Origin of the sequence: Rhizobium sp. 57MFTsu3.2, from assembly GCF_012932765.1 — a bacterium.
Lineage (GTDB): Bacteria > Pseudomonadota > Alphaproteobacteria > Rhizobiales > Rhizobiaceae > Rhizobium > Rhizobium altiplani.
On record NZ_JDWI01000002.1, the window covers coordinates 119,521 to 138,199 of the forward strand.

General features: G+C 61.2%; 17 protein-coding genes. 2 read left to right on the plus strand and 15 right to left on the minus strand.

Annotated elements, in window-relative coordinates:
• Positions 1-62: 62 nt before the first annotated feature.
• From AF71_RS03070 to AF71_RS03105, 8 genes are all read right to left on the minus strand, one after another.
• Complete coding sequence (locus AF71_RS03070; protein WP_169679833.1) at positions 63-1,106, minus strand: sn-glycerol-3-phosphate import ATP-binding protein UgpC; 1,044 nt, start codon at positions 1,104-1,106, stop codon at positions 63-65.
• Positions 1,106-1,954 carry a sn-glycerol-3-phosphate ABC transporter permease UgpE gene (gene ugpE, locus AF71_RS03075; RefSeq protein WP_025658489.1) on the minus strand — a complete coding sequence of 283 codons (849 nt, stop codon included), beginning with the start codon at positions 1,952-1,954 and terminating at the stop codon, positions 1,106-1,108. Before ugpE ends, AF71_RS03070 begins: the two co-directional genes overlap by 1 nt.
• 9 nt (positions 1,955-1,963) lie before the next feature.
• Complete coding sequence (gene ugpA / locus AF71_RS03080) at positions 1,964-2,845, minus strand: sn-glycerol-3-phosphate ABC transporter permease UgpA (RefSeq protein ID WP_169679836.1); 882 nt, start codon at positions 2,843-2,845, stop codon at positions 1,964-1,966.
• Between the two features lie 65 nt (positions 2,846-2,910).
• Complete coding sequence (gene ugpB, locus AF71_RS03085; protein ID WP_192240256.1) at positions 2,911-4,221, minus strand: sn-glycerol-3-phosphate ABC transporter substrate-binding protein UgpB; 1,311 nt, start codon at positions 4,219-4,221, stop codon at positions 2,911-2,913.
• A gap of 170 nt (positions 4,222-4,391) precedes the next feature.
• The gene (locus AF71_RS03090) at positions 4,392-5,192 is read right to left on the minus strand and encodes an inositol monophosphatase family protein (RefSeq protein WP_169679839.1); all 801 of its coding nucleotides are present in this window, start codon (positions 5,190-5,192) and stop codon (positions 4,392-4,394) included.
• A 35-nt stretch (positions 5,193-5,227) separates the two neighbouring features.
• Positions 5,228-6,289: an ABC transporter ATP-binding protein gene (locus AF71_RS03095; RefSeq protein ID WP_169679842.1), complete on the minus strand. Its 1,062-nt coding sequence runs from the start codon at positions 6,287-6,289 to the stop codon at positions 5,228-5,230.
• Positions 6,286-8,520: an iron ABC transporter permease gene (locus AF71_RS03100; RefSeq protein WP_169679844.1), complete on the minus strand. Its 2,235-nt coding sequence runs from the start codon at positions 8,518-8,520 to the stop codon at positions 6,286-6,288. The genes AF71_RS03095 and AF71_RS03100 overlap by 4 nt, the downstream gene beginning before the upstream one ends.
• Before the next feature lie 81 nt (positions 8,521-8,601).
• Positions 8,602-9,630 carry an ABC transporter substrate-binding protein gene (locus AF71_RS03105; protein WP_169679847.1) on the minus strand — a complete coding sequence of 343 codons (1,029 nt, stop codon included), beginning with the start codon at positions 9,628-9,630 and terminating at the stop codon, positions 8,602-8,604.
• Positions 9,631-9,812: 182 nt separating this feature from the next.
• Between AF71_RS03105 and AF71_RS03110 the strand changes: the two genes are divergently transcribed.
• Entirely contained in the window at positions 9,813-10,832 is a 1,020-nt protein-coding gene (locus AF71_RS03110) for a LacI family DNA-binding transcriptional regulator (protein ID WP_169679850.1), read from the plus strand.
• Here AF71_RS03110 and AF71_RS03115 read toward each other — a convergent pair.
• From AF71_RS03115 to AF71_RS03125, 3 genes are read right to left on the minus strand one after another with little or no spacing between them, the layout of a single operon-like run.
• Positions 10,827-11,057: a hypothetical protein gene (locus tag AF71_RS03115; protein WP_169679853.1), complete on the minus strand. Its 231-nt coding sequence runs from the start codon at positions 11,055-11,057 to the stop codon at positions 10,827-10,829. The genes AF71_RS03110 and AF71_RS03115 overlap by 6 nt on opposite strands.
• A gap of 19 nt (positions 11,058-11,076) precedes the next feature.
• Positions 11,077-12,909, minus strand: coding sequence for an ABC transporter ATP-binding protein (locus tag AF71_RS03120; protein WP_169679856.1), 1,833 nt, complete (start codon positions 12,907-12,909; stop codon positions 11,077-11,079).
• Between the two features lie 40 nt (positions 12,910-12,949).
• Positions 12,950-14,146, minus strand: coding sequence for an aminotransferase class V-fold PLP-dependent enzyme (locus AF71_RS03125; protein ID WP_169679859.1), 1,197 nt, complete (start codon positions 14,144-14,146; stop codon positions 12,950-12,952).
• A gap of 144 nt (positions 14,147-14,290) precedes the next feature.
• On the opposite strand from AF71_RS03125, the gene AF71_RS03130 reads away from it, so the two are divergent.
• Positions 14,291-15,076: an IclR family transcriptional regulator gene (locus tag AF71_RS03130; RefSeq protein ID WP_245267913.1), complete on the plus strand. Its 786-nt coding sequence runs from the start codon at positions 14,291-14,293 to the stop codon at positions 15,074-15,076.
• Between the two features lie 10 nt (positions 15,077-15,086).
• Here the strand turns inward: AF71_RS03130 and AF71_RS03135 are convergent, their stop codons facing one another.
• From AF71_RS03135 to AF71_RS03150, 4 genes are read right to left on the minus strand one after another with little or no spacing between them, the layout of a single operon-like run.
• On the minus strand, positions 15,087-15,584 hold the full coding sequence (locus AF71_RS03135; RefSeq protein WP_348644103.1) for a RidA family protein: 498 nt from the start codon (positions 15,582-15,584) through the stop codon (positions 15,087-15,089).
• Positions 15,585-15,617: 33 nt separating this feature from the next.
• Positions 15,618-16,829, minus strand: a complete 1,212-nt coding sequence (locus AF71_RS03140; RefSeq protein ID WP_112646751.1) for an amidohydrolase/deacetylase family metallohydrolase — start codon at positions 16,827-16,829, stop codon at positions 15,618-15,620.
• Position 16,830: 1 nt separating this feature from the next.
• Positions 16,831-17,709, minus strand: a complete 879-nt coding sequence (locus AF71_RS03145) for an ABC transporter permease (RefSeq protein WP_169679865.1) — start codon at positions 17,707-17,709, stop codon at positions 16,831-16,833.
• Entirely contained in the window at positions 17,709-18,650 is a 942-nt protein-coding gene (locus AF71_RS03150; RefSeq protein ID WP_169679868.1) for an ABC transporter permease, read from the minus strand. Before AF71_RS03150 ends, AF71_RS03145 begins: the two co-directional genes overlap by 1 nt.
• Positions 18,651-18,679: the final 29 nt, after the last annotated feature.

Sequence of the window (18,679 nt, forward strand, 5' to 3'; positions counted from 1 at the left end):
GAATCGTGCAGTCTCGGTTGGCTTGGTGGAACGCCTCGGAGGCAATAAAAGGGGTCAGTCTCTTACTGCAGCCGAACGTTGCTTCGGTCGAAGAAGTGCAGTCTCTCTGCCTTGGCGGCAATCCGCACCGGGGCGTCGATCTCTATTCTTGATCGGCCCGCGACACGAAAGACAACATTGGCGCCGGTCGGCAGCGTTGCGTGAACGTAGCTTTCAGCGCCGATCAGTTCGACAGCGGCGACGCGCGCCTCGGTAATAAGGGCTGCGGGTTCTGCGCCTTCCGCCAGATAGAAATCCTCTGGGCGGATGCCGATGGTGGCGGTCTCGGCTGGAAGAAGGTCCGGGTTGCTCAATGTCAGGCTCGGATTGTCGGTCGAAAACAGGTTCATCGCCGGCGAGCCGATGAAGGTCGCGACGAAGGTTGTTGCGGGTTTCTCATAGAGCTCGATCGGTGTGCCGACCTGCTCGATCAGGCCGCCGTTCAGGACGACCAGCCGGTCGGCGAGGGTCATCGCCTCCATCTGGTCATGCGTGACGTAAACGCTGGTGGTTGCAAGTGTCCGCTGAAGGCGCTTGATCTCGACCCGCATCTGTACGCGCAGCTTGGCGTCGAGGTTGGAGAGCGGCTCGTCGAAGAGAAAGGCGGCGGGCTCGCGAACAATCGCCCTGCCCATCGCCACGCGCTGGCGCTGGCCACCTGAAAGCTGGCGCGGCTTGCGCTCAAGGTAGGGCTCGATCTCGAGCGAAGCAGCCGCCTTGGCAATGCGCCTGTCGATCTCGTCCTTTGGCGTGTTGCGGTTCTTCAAGCCATAGGCGAGGTTCTGGCGCACGGTCATATGCGGATAGAGCGCATAGTTCTGGAAGACCATGGCGATGTCCCGCTCGGAGGGCTCCAGCTCGTTGACCCTACGCCCGCCGATCCCGATCTCGCCGGCAGTGATACTTTCCAGCCCGGCGATCATACGCAGCAGCGTGGACTTGCCGCAGCCCGAGGGGCCGACGAGGACGAGGAGTTCGCCGTCGGCAATGTCGAGCGACACGCCCTTGATCACGTCGATGCCGCCGCCATAGGACTTGCGGACGTCGTTAAGCTTGATTCCGGCCATTATTTCTCCGTTTCCACCAGACCTTTGACAAACCAGCGCTGCATGAGCACGACGACGAGGACTGGCGGGATGATTGCCAGGATCGCCGTCACCATCACGAAGTTCCACGGGGTCGCCGCATCAGCAAAATCCACCATCTTGCGCAAGCCGATGATGATCGTCGTCATGCGCGCGTCGTTGGTCACGAGCAGCGGCCAAAGATATTGTGTCCAGCCGTAGATGAAGAGGATGACGAAAAGCGCGGCGATATTGGTGCGCGATAGCGGCAGCAGGATATCGCGCATGAAGCGGAAGGGACCGGCGCTATCGATACGTGCCGCCTCAACCAGCTCGCCCGGGATCGTCAGGAAGAACTGCCGGAACAGGAAAGTCGCCGTCGCTGACGCCATCAGCGGCAGCGTCAGACCGGCGTAGGTGTCGATCATGCCGAGATCGACGATCACCTTGTAGGTCGGCAGGATACGGACTTCGACCGGCAGCATCAGCGTGATGAAGATCATCCAGAAGAAACCCATGCGGAAGGGAAAACGGAAGAAGACGATCGCGAAAGCCGACAGGAAGGAAATCGCGATCTTGCCGACCGCGATGACAAAGGAAACGACGAAGGTGTTCCAGAGCATCCGCTCGAGACTGACACCGACGGTGCGTTCGACACCACCGAAGAGCGCTTCGCCGTAATTTCCGGAGAAGTGCGCACCCGGCAGCAGCGAGATCGGCGGTCGCAGGATCTCCGCCGAGCTCATCGTCGAGGCGACGAAGGTGTAGTAGATCGGAAAGGCGACGATGACGATGCCGAGGATCAGCATCAGGTGGCCGAGAAGCGTGGCCAGGGGACGTTTTTCGATCATCAGCCTTGCTCACCCATAATGAACGCGGCGTTCCACGAAGCGGAACTGGAAGGCGGTCAACGCGATCACGATTGCCATCAGGATGACCGATTGCGCCGCCGAGGAGCCGAGGTTGAGATTGACGAAGCCATCGTTGAAGACCTTGTAGACCAGCGTTTCGGTCGCCCGTGCCGGACCACCTCCGGTAACCGCGTGGATGATGCCGAAAGTGTCGAAGAAGGCGTAAACGGTATTGACCACAAGCAGGAAGAAGGTGGTCGGCGCCAAGAGCGGGAAGACGATCGTCCAGAAGCGCCGGCTGCCGCGCGCACCGTCGATCGCCGCCGCCTCGATCAGCGACTTTGGAATCGCCTGCAGCCCGGCCACGAAGAAGAGAAAATTATAGCTGATCTGCTTCCAGGCGGCTGCAACAATCACCAGCAGCATGGCCTGGTTGCCGTTCAAGAGTGGATCCCAGCCGAAGCCGTTTCGGCGCAGCAGATAGGCAAAGGTGCCCATGGCGGGATTGAACATGAAGAGCCAGAGCATGCCGGCAACGGCGGGCGCGACGGCATAGGGCCAAATCAGCAGCGTCCGATACAAGCCCTGCCCGCGCACCACCTTGTCGGCGGCGGTCGCAAGCGCGAGCGCCAGGACCATGGACAGCAACGCCGTCGAGATGCTGAAGACAATGGTTACCTGCAGCGAGTTCAGATAATTCTCGTCAGAGAGAACCGCCCGGAAATTGGCGAGGCCGACAAAACCGCTCTTGAGTCCGAAGGGATCCTCGCGCTGCGTCGACTGGTAGAGCGCCTGGCTTGCCGGCCAGAAGAAGAAGACCACGGTAAGCACGATCTGAGGCGCGACCAGGAGATAGGGAAGGATCTTGTTGGGAAAAACGACACGCTGCAAATGAGGCTCCTGACAAACGGTAGTAACCGCCCGCGGCTTTGACCGCGGGCGGCAAGAGACGTCTGTTAGTTGCCCAGGGCTTGCTGGATCGCCGCATTGCCTCGCTCGACCGCCTTGTCGAGGGCCGCTTTGGCATCCTGCTTGCCGGCGAGCATGGCCTCGAATTCCTCGTTCATGATGTCGCGGACCTGAGGCAGGTTGACGAGACGAACGCCCTTGGAATTTTCGGTCGGCGCCTTGCCCATCATCTGCAGGATCGGCGTTTCGCGAGCAGGGTTCTTGTCATAGAAGCCGGACTTCTTCGTGTCCTCGTAGGCCGCCATGGTGACCGGCATGTAGCCCGAAACCTGATGCAGTCGCGCCTGGATCTTGGTCTGGGAGAGGAAATGGAAGAACTCGGCGATGCCCTTGTATTCCGCATCCGACTTGCCGGCGAAGACCCAGAGGCTCGCGCCGCCGGGGATCGTATTTTGCGGCCGCCCCTCCCCATCATAATAGGGCAGTTGACCGATGCCGTAGTTCATCCCCGACTTGACGATGTCGCCGAGGCCACCCGAGGATTCCGTCATGATCGCGCATTCGCCGGAGGTGAAGAGTTGCTTTGCCTCCGAGGTCCTGCCGCCGTATCGGAAGGTGCCGTCCTTGGCGAGATCGGCGATCGCCTGGAAATGCTGGACGAAGAGTGGCGAGTTGAATTCGAGCTTCACATCCGTGCCGCCAAGCCCGTTTTCGTTGGTGCCGTAGGCGACGTTGTTCCAGGCGGCAAGGTTTTCCGTCTGGATCCAGGTCAGCCATGTTGAGGTGAGTCCGCAAGGGGCTGCGCCGCTCGCCTTGATCTTCTTGGCTGCCTCGAAGACATCAGGCCAGGTTTTCGGCGGCGTCTCCGGATCGAGGCCGGCTTTCTTGAAGACATCCTTGTTGTAGTAAAGGATCGGCGAAGAGGAGTTGTAGGGGAAGGACAGCATCGTGCCGTCCGGCTTCGAGTAATAGGCGACGATGCCGGGCAGATATTCAGACTTGTCGAACTTGTAACCGCCCTTCTCCAGCACCTGGGCAGCCGGCATGACGGCGCCCTCTGCCCCCATCATGACGCCGCTACCGGCGTCAAAGACCTGCAGGATTGCCGGTGGCTGCTTGGCGCGGAAGGCGGCGATGCCGGCGTTCAGGGCTTCCGGATAGGTGCCCTTGAACACCGGGACGATCTTGTACTCGCTCTGGCTCTCGTTGAACTCCTTGGACAGCTTTTCGACGACCTCGTTATTGGCGCCTGCCATGGCATGCCACCATTGCAGTTCGGTCACCGCAAAGGCGTGCTGGGCACCGGCCGAAAGGGCCGCGGCTGCGACGGAAACGAAAAGTAGACGTTTGGACATAATTCCTCCCTGTGGTTTTGGCGATCGTCTGCGACCTTTTCCGGACGATCCTCCTCGATCGTTCCGGAAATCCTCTTCTGTCTTTTCCCGAAAGCGGCGAACTCCCGATGCAAAGCAATCGAGGAGAACTAGGACGCTTTCGCAATCTGTCGAGCATCGGAGCGAAGATCGCCTCAAAGGCCGGCGATACTCCTCAAATCCTCGATCGCGCCTGGCGCGGCGGCAAGCACCGGCGCGCCTTTCGTGAGCATCTCGCCCTGTGTCGGGAAAGGGTGGTACCAGCCGCCCGCCTCTTTCACCAGGCAATAGCCGGCCATGCAGTCCCAGGCATGCATGTAGGGCTCGTAATAGCCAACCAGCCGGCCCGCCGCGACATAGGCGAGCATCAGCGCGCCGGAGCCGTTGCGCACGAAATTGCCGCCGGCGTCCAGCAGGCTTTCGACCATCTTCCCGACAAAGGCCGGCGTGACGTAGTTGTTGGCACCGATTCCCGTCACCGCGTTGCGAATGTTGCGCGAGGGGTCGAGCGTCAGCGTCTTGCCATTAAGCGTCGCACCCATGCCTGATGCTGCGGCATAGAGTTCGCCGTGGCAGGGCGCGGAAATGACGCCAAGCACCGGAACGTCGTCGTGCAGAAGGCCGATCGAAACACACCAGTTCGGCATGCCGTTGACGAATGGGCTTGTGCCGTCAATCGGATCGACGACCCAGGTGAAGCCCGAGGAGCCATGTTCGAGCCCATACTCCTCGCCGAGGACACCGTCGCCCGGATAGGCTTGATGAAAGCGGGCGCGGATCAGGTTCTCGACTTCGCGATCGGCGATCGAAACGACGTCCTGGGGGTCGCGCTTGGTCTCGATGACGAGGGTTTCGCGCTTCCTGAAATAATCGAGCGCCACTTCGCCTGCCTCACGGGCAACCGCCTCAGCAAGCGCGAGACGGGCTTCGAGACCGGAGATGACATGCGACGTCATGAACTAATATCCTTCTTGTCAAAACGGGATTGGGGTCAACCGATAATGGCGATGCCACGGCTCTTGAAGCCGATCGTCACTTCCGTTCGCGGCGCGAGCGCCTGTTCGACAGCCGGGTCGACGACGAAAAGCGTACCGTTGCTCGTCTTGACCTCGTATTCGACACGGTCGCCAAGATAGGCGGCATGGGTGATCTCGCCATTGAACGATCCATCGGAGGTACGCGGCGCAAGGGTGATGGCGTTCGGACGAATGGCGAGCTGCGCCGGTCCGGTGCGGATGTTGCGGCCAGCAACCCGATGCTGCAGCCCCTCGACGCTGATCGTCGCACTGTCGCCCTCGACGCCGACGATGTCGCAGGGCAGCACGTTGGCCTCTCCCATGAAGTCGGCGATGAAGGCGGAGGCCGGCGCGTCGTAGAGGTCGCGCGGCGCACCAGCCTGTGCGATCTGGCCATCCTTCATGACAATGATGCGGTCGGAAACGGCAAGGGCTTCGTCCTGGTCATGCGTGACATAGACCGCGGTGAAGCCGAGACGCTGCTGAAGATCGCGGATCTCAGTGCGCACCCGCCGGCGAAGGCGGGCGTCGAGATTGGAAAGCGGCTCGTCGAGCAGCAGGACCTGCGGCTCCAGCACCAGGGCGCGGGCGACGGCGACGCGCTGTTGCTGGCCACCGGAAAGCTCGGCCGGCAGGCGCTGGCCCATGCCGGCGAGACCGACCAGCTTCAACCCCTCCTCCGCCCGCTCGCGGGCCTCCTTGCGGCGAATGCGGGAGGATTCGAGGCCATAGGCGACATTATCGAGCGCCGTCATGTGCGGAAACAGCGCGTAGGACTGGAACACCATCGAGACGTCGCGCTCGTTAGCCGGAAGGGCCGTGACATCCTTGCCGCCGATCAGGATCCGGCCGGCCGAGGGATGCTCCAGTCCGGCCAGCATGCGCAGCGTCGTCGTCTTGCCGCAGCCCGATGGTCCGAGCAGCGTGACGAGCGTACCTGGCTCGATGGTCAGCGAAAGATCAGGGATCGCTGTGAATGCACCGAATGTCTTGCGGACATTTTCGAAGACGACGGAACCGGCGGCGGTGTTGCTCATGCGGTTTTCTCCTGACCGAGAGGCGCGGAAGCGGCTTTACCGGCAAGCGCGACGCGGTTTTCGCGCCGCAGCCGGCGCTCGCCGACGAGAAGCTGGAAGCCGGCGATGATGACGATCATCACCAGGATAAGCGCCGAGGAATAGGCGATTGCCACGCCGTATTCGCCGTTCTCGACAAGGCCGACAATATAGGCGGTGGACATGTTGTACTTCGCGCTGACCAGAAAGATGACCGCGCTGATCGAAGTGATTGCGCGGACGAAGGAATAGACGAGTGCTGCGGTGATTGCTGGCCGAAGCAGCGGCAGGATAACCCTGCGGATGGTGCGGAAGCTGTCGGCGCGCAGTGTCAGCGACGCCTCGTCGAGGCTCTTGTCGAGCTGGCTCATGGCCGCCACACCGCCGCGCACGCCGACCGGCATGTTGCGGAAGACGAAGCAGGCGACGAGGATCAGCGCCGTGCCGGTCATTTCGAGCGGCGGCAAGTTGAAGGCCATGATGTAGCTGATGCCGATAACGGTGCCGGGAATGGCAAAGCTCATCATCAGCGCAAATTCGAAGAGGTTGCGGCCGACGAACCGCTGACGAACGATCAGATAGGCCGTCAAGAGGCCGACGGCTGCTGTCAGCGGCGCGGAGATCAGGGCGATCTCCATGGTCGTCCAGAAGGAGTTCCAGGCGACGCCCGTCCAGGCAATGCCGCCGTCGTCGCGCCAGCCGATCGAGAAGGCCTTCACGTAGTGCTCGACGGTAAGCGTGTTGTCGAGGCCCCAGGTGCGGACAAAGCCGCCGAAGAGGATCATAGCGTAGACGACGATGGTAAAGATCATCCAGGGAATGACGATCGCATGCACGCCGATCGAAAGCCCGCGCGGCAGGGCGATATGGGCGCCCGAATCCCCCTTGCCCGTAACGGTCGCGAAACTCTTGCCGGCGAGCCAGAAGCGCTGCGCGATGAAGGCCGACATGGTGAAGAGAAGCAGGATCATCGCAAGGACGGCGGCCCGTGACGGATCGTTCTGCGAGCCGACGACGGCGAAGAAGATCTCCGTCGACAGCACGCCATGGCTGCCACCAAGCACCATCGGATTGCCGAAATCCGCCATGCTCTCGATGAAGGCGATCAGAAACGCGTTGGCGAGGCCGGGCTTCATCAGCGGCAACGACACCCGCCAGAAGGTGCGCCAGCGGTCGGCACGCAAGGTTTGAGACGCCTCCTCCATCGAGGGGCTGACGCCTTCCACCACGCCGATGAGCACGAGGAAAGAGATCGGCGTGAAGGAAAGAACCTGGGCGATCCAGATGCCCGTCAGCCCATAGAGCCAGCGGCCCGGTTCCGCGCCAAGAAGAGTCGCCACCGTTTGGGTGACGACGCCGGCACGCCCGAAGAGCAGCGTCAGCGCCAGACCGACGACGAAGGGCGGCGTGATGATCGGCAAGATCGTCAGCAGCCTTAACCCCTTCTTGAAGGGAAATCGCGTGCGCGTCGCAACCAGCGCAAAGCAGAGGCCGAGAAGCGTCGCGCCGCTGGCCGTCAGGATCGCGAGCCAAAGCGTGCGCCAGGCGACGCCGCAGCGGTCGCCACCAACCAGGCAGTCGAGACTCCAGACGGACGCGTCCTGAATATTGGTCACAAACCCGCTCGGATCAAAGGACCCGTCGAAGGCCTGAAAGGCGCCGACGAACATGCTGCCGACCGGGTAGAAGACAAAGATTGCGACCAGCACGATCAACATGACGATGGCGCCAACGAGAAAGGCATCGCCTTTCATGACGCCGCGTTCGGCAAGCCCGAAGGAGAAGAGAAGCACGAAGACGATGCCGGCAAGGATGGCGCCGGCACCCATCGAGGGCTGCCCATCGTTGAGCGTACCGAAAAGCATTTCGCTGATCGTCCAGCTCCAGCCGGAGAAGGTAATTGCCAATCCCTGCAGCGCCAGGAAGGCAAAGCCGAGGCCACCTGCCAAGGCAAGCAGCCGACCACGGCGGATCGGATCGGACATCAGGCGCGCCGAGCCGCCCACGAACAGGAACATGAGGGCGCCGGCAAGCCACCAGCGTCCGTGCATCAATATCTGCAAAACGCCAGGCGCGGCGGCAGGGTCAGCTGGAAAGCCGGAAAGCCAGCCGAAGCTGTAAAAGCCACCTTCGATCCGGTACCACGGAAGGAGAACGAAGGCAGCAAGGCCGAGAAGAAGAGCGACATCGAGCCGTCGATTGCTATGTGTCATGGTCGGGTCCGCGTCTTCATCCGGTTTCAGTTGTGCCTTCGGGCCGAACATAGTCCGGCCCGGGCACGGGCGAAGTCAGGTTCAGTTCGCCTTGGCGCCGATCTCCTTGTCCCAGCGAGCAAGAAGCGCCTTGCGTACATCGGGATCGCCGTATTTCGCGAAATCGTAATCGATGAGCTTGATGTCCTCGAACTTCGGCGCCTCCTTCGGCACCTCGGCGGATTTGTTGGACGGAAGCTGATAGGACTTCGCTTCCTTCATGTGCGATTGCGCTTCGGCGGAAAGCGCCCAATCGTACCATTTCTTGGCGTTTTCCAGGTTCTTGGCGCCCTTGACGATCGACATCGAACCGATTTCGTAGCCCGTGCCTTCGCATGGCGCGACGGCCTTGATCGGGAAACCCTCGACGGTCTGGGCGACCGCGTCGTGCATGAAGACGATACCGATGGTGGATTCACCGCGCGCGGCCGCCTTTACCGGCGCCGAACCGGACTTGGTGTATTGAGAAACATTGGCGTTCAGCTTCGAGAGATAATCGAAAGCCTTGTCCTCGCCCATGATCTGCACCAGCGTGGCAAGCGTGTTATAGGAGGTGCCGGACGAATTCGGATTGGCGATCTGGATCTCACCCTTGTAGCTCGCATCGAGCAGGTCAGCCCAGCACTTCGGCTCCTTCAGCCCCTTCTTGGCAAGGATTTCAGAGTTGTAGCCCCAGCCGAGCGCGCCGGCATAAACGCCGACGGTGCGGAACTTGGCGCTCTCGGCCTGCTTCTTGGCCCAGTCTTGGAGCTGATCGAAAAGCGGCGACTTGTATTCCTGGGTCAGGCCTTCGGCGGCTGCCTGAAGATGGGGATCGCCGGTGCCGGCCCACCAGATATCCGTCTTCGGGTTGCGTGCCTCGGCACGGATCTTCGCATAGGTCTCGCCAGCCGACAGGCGAACCATGTTCACCTTTATGTCGGTCTGCTTCTCGAACAGACCCTTCATCAGGTCGCAGACCTGCGAATCCGCCGAGCAGATGACATTGAGATCGCCGGCGGCATGAGCCGAAAAGGCGACAAAGGATACACCCGCGGCAAGCAATGCCGCGGCCAACTTGACCGGTCGCATGATTTCCTCCTGGTTGTGACGGCGCCTCCACGCCGCTCGCTCTTGCAAGCGTGTGCAGAGCTTGCATACGGGCAAAATAACTGTCAACTCGTTTTTCGCAAAACTGTCATAAAAGTCTCGTGCAAGACCGCTTGCACGCACGTGCAACAAACGGCTAAGAAAAGACCGTGCGGGAGGGGAAGGTGCGGTCCAAAATTTTCGTTAGTGCACAGGAAGTCGCCGAAAGGGCCGGCGTATCGCGTTCCGCCGTCTCGCGAACCTTCACCCCGGGAGCGAGCGTCTCGGCAGAGACGCGCGAACGGGTGCTGCGGGCGGCAGAGGAGCTCGGCTACCACGTCAACCATCTTGCCCGAGGCCTGATGCGCAACGAAAGCGGCATCGTCTGCCTTATCGTTTCCGAGGTCGCGACGCCGTACCGGTCGGCGCTGCTCAGGGAGCTGACGCTGCAGCTGCAGAATGCCGGCAAGGTGGCGATGTTCATCAACACGGATCGCTCCGACGGCAGCGTCGACCGGGCGCTGCAACAGGCCATCCGTTATCGCGCCGATGCATCGGTCATTCTTTCCGGACTTCCCGACAAGTCGATAACGCAGCTTTGTCTGCGCAATGGCCAGCGCCTGGTGCTGATCAACCGCGACGACGATCAGCCTGGCCCGCTCCGGATCAACCTCGACGACGACGAGGCCGGCGGACGCATCCTGACTGCCTTTGTGCGGGCCGGCTGCCGCCGGCTTGCCTTTGCCAATTCCGAAGCGGGGACGCCTAGTCTCATGGGGCGCGAGCGCGGATTCGTTGCCGGCGCGCGCGCGCTTGGAATGGATGTCATCGTCGAACGTCACGGCTGGACGGGCTATGAGGCCGGGCGCGTTCTCGCCCATCGCCTGCTGACGGCCAAGGAGCGGCCCGATGCCGTCTTCTGCGCCACCGACCTTCTGGCCTGCGGTTTCATGGATGCGGCACGCCACCAGTTCGGCATATCCATTCCGGACGAACTCTGCGTCGCCGGCTTCGACGATATCGAGCAGGCGTCCTGGTCATCCTACGAACTGACGACATTCGCACAGCCGGTCGCCGAAATCGCTTCAAGGGCCGTCGAATGGTTGACCAAGTTCGAGCGGGAGGACGGCCAAGGCGACGTTCAGTCCATCAGGTTGAAGGCCGAACTGCTTTGGCGAAAGTCTATTCGCGCCAGGAAGTCATAACGCCGCTACCGGCACTGCGAGCATGCTGCGCAGATGCGCAACGTCGCCCATACCGGCTCGGGGCTGGCGCCGCGACATGACGTCCTGACCACGATCGTCCCCCACAAAATGGGTCGGCCCTTGATGCGGGCGGTCGAACACCGGATGGCGAAGGTCGACAGCGACAAGGACGATATGGTGCCGGCATCCCTTGTCCGGCCAGGCGAGAAGCAAGGGGTCGTCCATGCCCATTGGCGCAGAACCGTCAGCTTATCACGAGATGTCCTGGCGAAACGGTTCGATATTCGCGCCGTCCAGCCTCGTATTCGACAGGCCGGATCGGGCTCTTCAGCTCCTCGACAACAGCCATTCGTTTCTGGCGGCGACGGTCCGGATCCGGCACCGGAACCGCGGCCATGAGTTTCTTGGTGTAGTCGTGTTGCGGGTTGCCGAAGACTGCCGCGCGCGGGCCGATTTCGACGATCTCGCCAAGATACATGACCGCCACACGGTGGCTGACGCGTTCGACGACCGCCATGTCATGCGAAATGAACAGGAAGGCGAGATCGAGGTTGTGCTGCAGATCGAGCATCAGGTTGATGACCTGCGCCTTGATGGACACGTCGAGTGCCGAGACACTTTCATCAGCGACGATGACCCTCGGTTTAAGTGCCAAGGCCCGGGCGATACAGACGCGCTGTCGCTGGCCGCCAGAGAATTCATGCGGGTAACGTCTTGCCATATCGGGTGTCAGCCCGACCTTCAGGAGCATGTCAGCGACGACGTCCTTTGCCTCTCTTGCTGTGCCCATCTTGTGCTCGAGGTAGGGTTCGGCAATCGCCTGGCCGACGGTCATGCGTGGGTTGAGCGATGCAAACGGGTCCTGAAAGATCATCTGCACAGACTTGCGCATATCGCGCATCCCGCGCTTGTCGAGAGCGAGCACGTCGCGTCCTGCGACCAGAACGGATCCCGAATCCGGTTCGATCAGCCGCATGATGGCGCGCCCTGTGGTCGATTTGCCACAACCGGACTCGCCGACCAGCGACAGCGTCTCGCCGGCGAAAAGGTCGAAGGAAACGTTCTCCACGGCATGCACGCGGCCGCTCAGTCGTCCAAACAGCCCCGAGTGGATGTCGAACCGCTTGGTGAGCCCCTTCACCTCAAGGATCGGTTTGTCCTTGGATACGGTGTCAGGCACTTCGACCTGCTTGTCCGTTTCACCGGTTGCGGTGTTGACAACAGGAAAGCGCAATGGCCGCGCATAGGCCTGCATTGATCCAAGCACCGGGACGGCAGACAGCAGGGCGCGGGTGTAGGGATGCTTTCCACGGTGGAAGATGTCGGCGGTGGCACCGGTTTCCACCTGCTCACCGCGATACATGACGACTGTGCGGTCAGCAATTTCGGCAACGACGCCCATGTCGTGAGTGATGAACAGGACCGAGGTCCCCTGCTCGTCCTGCAGCATCTTGATGAGATCGAGGATCTGCCCCTGGATCGTTACGTCGAGTGCCGTCGTCGGTTCGTCGGCGATCAAGAGCTTTGGCCTGGAAGCCAGAGCCATGGCGATCATCACGCGCTGGCGCATGCCGCCGGAGAAGCGATGCGGGTATTCATCGAAACGAGATGCGGCGGACGGGATGCGGACCTTTTCCAGCAACCGGATCGTCTCCGCCTTCGCCTCGGCCTTCGACATCGCCTGGTGGCACAGCAATGCCTCCGAGATCTGGTCGCCAATGGTAAAGAGCGGATTGAGGCTCGTCATCGGTTCCTGAAAGATCATCGAGACGTCATTGCCGCGGACCTTTCGCATCTCATTTTCGGAAAGTGACAGCAGGTCGCGGCCACCCAGCATGATTTTGCCCTCGATGCGGCTCGAATCGGGCTGCAGGAGCCGCATGATCGAGAGCGACGTGACACTCTTGCCCGAGCCGCTTTCGCCGACGATCGCGACCGTTTCTTGCGATGCCACAGAGAAGGAAACATCCCGCACGACGGGTTTTAATCCGCCATCCACCAGAAACGAGGTGGTCAGGTTCTGGACAGACAGAACCGGATCGACGGACCGTGCGGTGCTTGTCTCTATGGGGCTCATGATCGTTCCCTTCCTTCTATCGTTTGTCGCCTGTCGGTCCTCAGTCCGGCCAGCGCAGCATGCCGTCAAAACGATGCTTGCTGCGGTTTTCGAACGGGGTGGCGATGATCTCGTTCGAGGCACGAGCCTTGTTGAGCTCTTCTGCAAGGCGGACGGCGACGATCTCTTCCTGGCCAGGGTGGAGGTTGCAGGGATCGAGATAGAAATGCTGATGCTCGACCTCGTGGTCGCGCACGATGACCGGCGGGTTGCCCTGCGACAGAGCGGCAGCGAGATCCCAGGCGGTGATGTGTGCCTCCGTCGGCGATATGACCACCCGCAAGCGGTCAAGCGGATTGTTGGTAGGATCGGGCTCGATCAGTGCCGTCACGCCCGGGCGATCGTCCAGTTCGTTCTTCCAGAGGTTCAGGCAGGCGGTCTCACGTTCCCGGATAGCCGCATGATCGCGCTTTTCCCAAGCTTCTAACGCAGCCATGACGCCATAGACGCTTTCCTTGCCGACTTTCATGCCGCGGCCGATCCCCATGTTCTGCAGGAAGGCGCTGCGCACCAATTCCTTCTTGCCAGCGACGATGCCGGAGGTCGGGCCGCCGAGGAACTTGTGGCCGGAATAAAGCGCGATATCGGCTCCTTGCGCCAGGAAGAGCTTGAGATCGTATTCGGAGGCCGCATCAACGATCACCGGAACGCCCTTCGCATGCGCGATCTCGACAAATTCGGTAAGATGAAGCAAGCCGTAGTCGACAACATGATGCGACACGACATAGACGGCCGCCGCCGTTTTCTCGGTAATGGCATTTTCCATATGGAAACGATGCGTCGAGGTTGCCTGCCCAATCAGGACGACCTTGCCCCCGGCGAGGCGGATGGCCTGATCAACCGGCGCGCCGTAACTGACAACATGGCCCATCTGCACGAGGACTTCGTTCTTCTCGGGAGTCACATCGGGCAATTTCTCGATGGCCAGGAGATTGTCGCCGGTGATGGCGCCGGCGACGGCGAGGCTTATGCCGGCCGAGCACGATGCGGTGACAAAGCCAGCTTCACCACCAGTCAGCCGTGCGATGACGCTGCTTGCCTTGCGTTGCAGTTCGTTGATCTCGACGAACTGCGGCAGGATCGCTGCCATCGCCTCTATCGCTTCCGGCACGACGATCGATGCGCCGAGGCTTGTCATGGTGCCGGACACGTTGATGACCGGGCGCAGGCCGATCTTGGTGCGGATATCATCGGACATTCTATTTCTCCAGAGTGGCGGCAGGTTGCGAATTGCCATCGACAGTTATGCCATAGTAATGTAATAGCTTCTCGTTATCAGACGAGGAGCGTTGAATTGGACACCAAGACCTCATCCGCAGCCCCCCTCTATGAGGCCGCATCGATCGAGGCGGCCGACGCAAAAGGCGCGCGGCGCTCTCGCGTCAGCGGTATTGACCGTGCCTTGCAGGTAATTGATTATCTTTACGAAACCGGTTCTCCAGCGGGTGCTTACGCGATTGCCAAGGCAGTCCGGGCTCCGCTTTCCACCGTCTACGTTATCATCGACGACCTGGTCGAAAAGAACATGCTGGCTCGCAACTCGGATGGGTCGATCTGGCTTGGTTCGCGCCTCTATCATTATGGCCTCGCCTATGCCCGTTCGCTGGACTTCATGAGCGTTGCCACGCACGAGATGCACGATCTCTGCCGGCAAGCCGGCGAAACCGTGCAGGTCTGCGGTCGCGACGGCGATTACATGCTTGTGCTTGCGATGGCGGACGGCCCAAGCCATTTTCAGGTTGCCTCGCGTGTCGGCACGCGCGTGCCATTGAACTGGACGGCGTCCGGCAGGCTTCTTGTCGGCCACCTGCCCGAGAACGAGCGGGTAGAATTGTTCAAGCGCTGCGCCCGCACCTCGCCGACCGGGCGCGCTGAGATCGATGCGCGCACGCTTTCTGATGCCGCAGGCAAGGCTTTCGGGGAGCGACTGTCTATCCAGGTCGCCGAGTCGGACTACGCGGTTGCCTGCATCGCTTCGCCGGTCTGCGACCGGGAAGGCCAATGCGTTGCCACCATTTCGATCGTCCTGCCCGAACAGAAGGTTCTGTCCGACGAAAGCCATTACACCGAACAGGTGAGAGCTTCGGCGGAGCGGATCGAGAAGTTGATGGGATGGCGCAACCACTGACCTGACCTCCTCAGTCGTTGAGCGAGACGATCGCCTCGATCTCGACAGTGATGTTGCCTGGCAGGGAGCCGAAGCCAACGGCGGAGCGAGCGTGCTGGCCGGCCTCGCCGAAAACCTCGATAAGGAGGTCCGAGCATCCATTGATGACGCTTGGATGGTTTTCGAAGTGCGGCACGGCGTTGACCATGCCGAGCAGCTTGACCACCCGCTTCACCCGGGAGAGGTCGCCGAGCGCGTCGTGCATGACGGCCAGCAGGTTGATGCCGGTGAGCCGTGCATGCTGATAGGCTTCTTGCGTGCTCACTTCGCTGCCAACCTTGCCGGCGTGCAGATGACCGTCCGCTTCCCGCGGGCCCTGACCCGACAGATAGAGGATGTTGCCTTCGCGAACATGGGTAATGAAGTTGGCGATGGGCGGGGGAGCTGATGGCAGCGTAATGCCGAGCGCCGCGAGGCGCTCGTAGGGTGTCTGTACCGCTGCTGCGGCCTCTGCTGGGGACGTGTCCACGTCTGCTCCTATCATGCGGTTTGGACCTTCCGTTCAGCGCCACGAATAGCCGTGGCTGTGACGGACGAGCTTGCGGGCACGCGGGATATAGCGGCTGGCCGCGATCGCCTCCGATCCGATCACCGCATATCGCGGTTCAAACAGCTTCTGCAGGCGGGAAACGTCGCCGTTGGAGTCGGTCGCTTCGAGATCGGCATCGATGAGGTCGAAGATCGTGAAATCCGCCCTCTCGCCAACGCAAAGACGGTTTTCCATCGACAGCTTGATGACCGAGGCCGGTGCGTGCGTCACAGCCTCCACGACCTTGTCGAAGGGCATGCCGACGGACAGGAGCTTCGACATGGTGGTCGCGAGGTCCCAGACCGGGAAATTCATCGAATGACCATGCAGGTCGGTCGAGATGGAGAACGGCAGAAGGCCGCGTGCGATGGCTGCTTCCGCCACCTTGAAGGAGAAGGATGCGCCGCCATGGCCAATGTCGAGCCGAATACCTTCGCCAGCGCAACGTTCGGCGAGATTGAAGAGGTCCTCGTCTTCCATGATGCTCGACCCGGCCTTGCCGTTGAAGCAATGGGTAACGACATCTCCGGGACCGAGGATCTCAAGCACTTCATCATAGAGCGCCGGCGGCTCGCCGACATGGACCATCATCGGGATCTTGAGGATCTTGGCGATCTTCTTGCCGAGCTTGACAGGCGTGACACCCCAGGAACCGGTGATGACATGGCTCGCCCGTACCTTCAGGCCGACGATGTGTTCGCTATTTTCAGCATAGCATTCAAGAATGCGGTCGAGGTCGATGTCTCTGATATCGCGCAGCTCGGCAACGCGGTTGCAGGCGACAAGGCCGATCGAGCCAAGGTTCAGGAAAGCCTTGATGCGCTCTCTCGACGGCTCGATGATATATTCGCGGAAGCCGTGGAAGTTGGCTTCCCCAGCTGATCCGGCATCAACCAGCGTCGTGACGCCTCGCTCGGCGCCGCATTCCGACGGACGGATCGAAATGTCGGTGCCGCCATGCCAGATATGGACGTGAAGATCGACCCAGCCGGGCGAGATCCAGGCTCCCTTGGCGTCGACGCGCGCGGCATCTGCTGGCGCGGCAAGCGACGGGCCGATTGCGGAGATCCTGCCGTCTGCGCCGACAAGGATGTCCGTCGTGCTGCTGGAGGGGGAAGCCGCGCCGAAAGCCATAGGCTTTACATTGGTGATGAGGAGCGGCTTGCCCGCTTTTTCACCGGTCATTCTAAAGGTCCTTTCGAAGTCTTGGGTCGAGCATGTCCCGGAGACCGTCGCCAACCATTTGCAGCGACAGTACGGAGAGGATGATGGCGAAGCCCGGGAAATAGGTCATCCAGTCGGCCTGGCCTATATATTGACGACCGGCTGCGATCATGGTTCCCCAGGTCGGGATTTCGGGGCTGACGCCGAGGCCGAGGAAGGAAAGTCCGGCTTCGGCCAGCATGGCGCTGGCAAACAGGAAGGTGCCCTGCACCAGGATCGGCGACAGAAGATTGCGAAGCACATGCCGCGTCATGATATGGAAGGTGGAAATGCCGAGCGCCTGCGCGGCCTCCACATAGGGTAGCTCGCGGATGACCAGGGTCGAGGCGCGAACGATACGCGCCAGGCGCGGCGAGTAGACGATCGACAGGGCAACGATGACCGTCGTCAGCGATGGCCCGAGAGCTGCGACAAGAGCGATAGCCAGGAGAATATCGGGAAAAGACATCATCGCGTCGATCAGGCGGGCGATCGGCGTATCGAGTTTCTGGAAGAAGCCGGCGAGCAGACCGAGCGTGACACCGATCAATGCAGAGAGCACGACAACGGCGGCGCCAACCAGCAGCGACAGCCGCCCGGCATAGATGGTGCGTGAAAACACATCGCGGCCGAACTCGTCGGTGCCAAACCAGAACATTTCACTCGGCGGCTTGAGCCGGTTGACGATCGACAGCTTCGAGGGCGAGTACGGCGCAATCCAGGGCGCCAATGCCGCCAACAGCACGAAGATCGTGAGCACTATGATGCCGGCGGCGACCGTCTTGCGTCTCAACAGGCGGCGAAGAAATTTGCTGCGCTCGGCTGCGGCGGGTCTCTCGGTGGTGGTTACGATATCAGCCATCAGTAGCGCACCCTTGGATCGACCAGCAGATAGAGCATGTCGATTGCGAAATTGATGAGGACGTAGAGGCCGGCAATGACCAGCAGCGCGCCCTGGATGACGGGGTAGTCGCGTCTGAGAACGGCAGAGACGACGAGATTGCCGACCCCCGGAAGGCCAAACACGGTCTCCGTTACAACAGCACCTGAAATCAGCACGGCGGCAGTGAGGCCAAGCACAGTCAGGATCGGGATCAAGGCATTCTTCAGCGCATGCTTGAGGACAACCTTGCGTTCGACCAGCCCCTTGGCGCGCGCGGTGCGAATGTAGTCGTCGCCGAGCACATCAAGCATCGAGGCGCGCGTAAAGCGCAGGATCAGCGCCGAGGAGACAAGGCCGAGGGCCAAGGAAGGCAGCGTCAGGTGGTACATGCGCTCAAGAAAGGACGCGCCGGGGCCGCCGTATCCGGAGACAGGAAACAGGTTCAGGCGCACGGCGAAGGACTGCATGAGAATGAGGCCGAGCCAGAAGCTCGGGATGCTTGCGGCCAGCATGGCAATGGTTGTCGACAACTGATCGATGAACGAGCCGCGTCGGTAGGCGGCATAGATGCCGATCGGCAGTGCGACGACACTTGCAATCAGGAGCGAGAAGATCGTCAGGAAGAAGGTGGGTTCTGCGCGTTCGAGAAGCGCCGACGTCACCGGCATGTTGAGGAAGATCGACTGGCCGAGATCCGCCTTCAGAAGCTGTCCTATATAGAAGAAGTATTGAACGACGATCGACTGGTCGAGACCGAGGCGCGCGCGCAATTCGGCAACGTCCTGTGTGGTTGCATCAGGGCCGAGCATGACTGCGGCGGGGTCGCCGGGCGTCACACGCACGATCACGAAGACAATCGTGACGACGAGAAACATCACAACGATCATGCCAAGAAGGCGCTGAAGGATGTAGCGTATCATGGAAAGCGGCTCCTGTGTCCAAACACAGC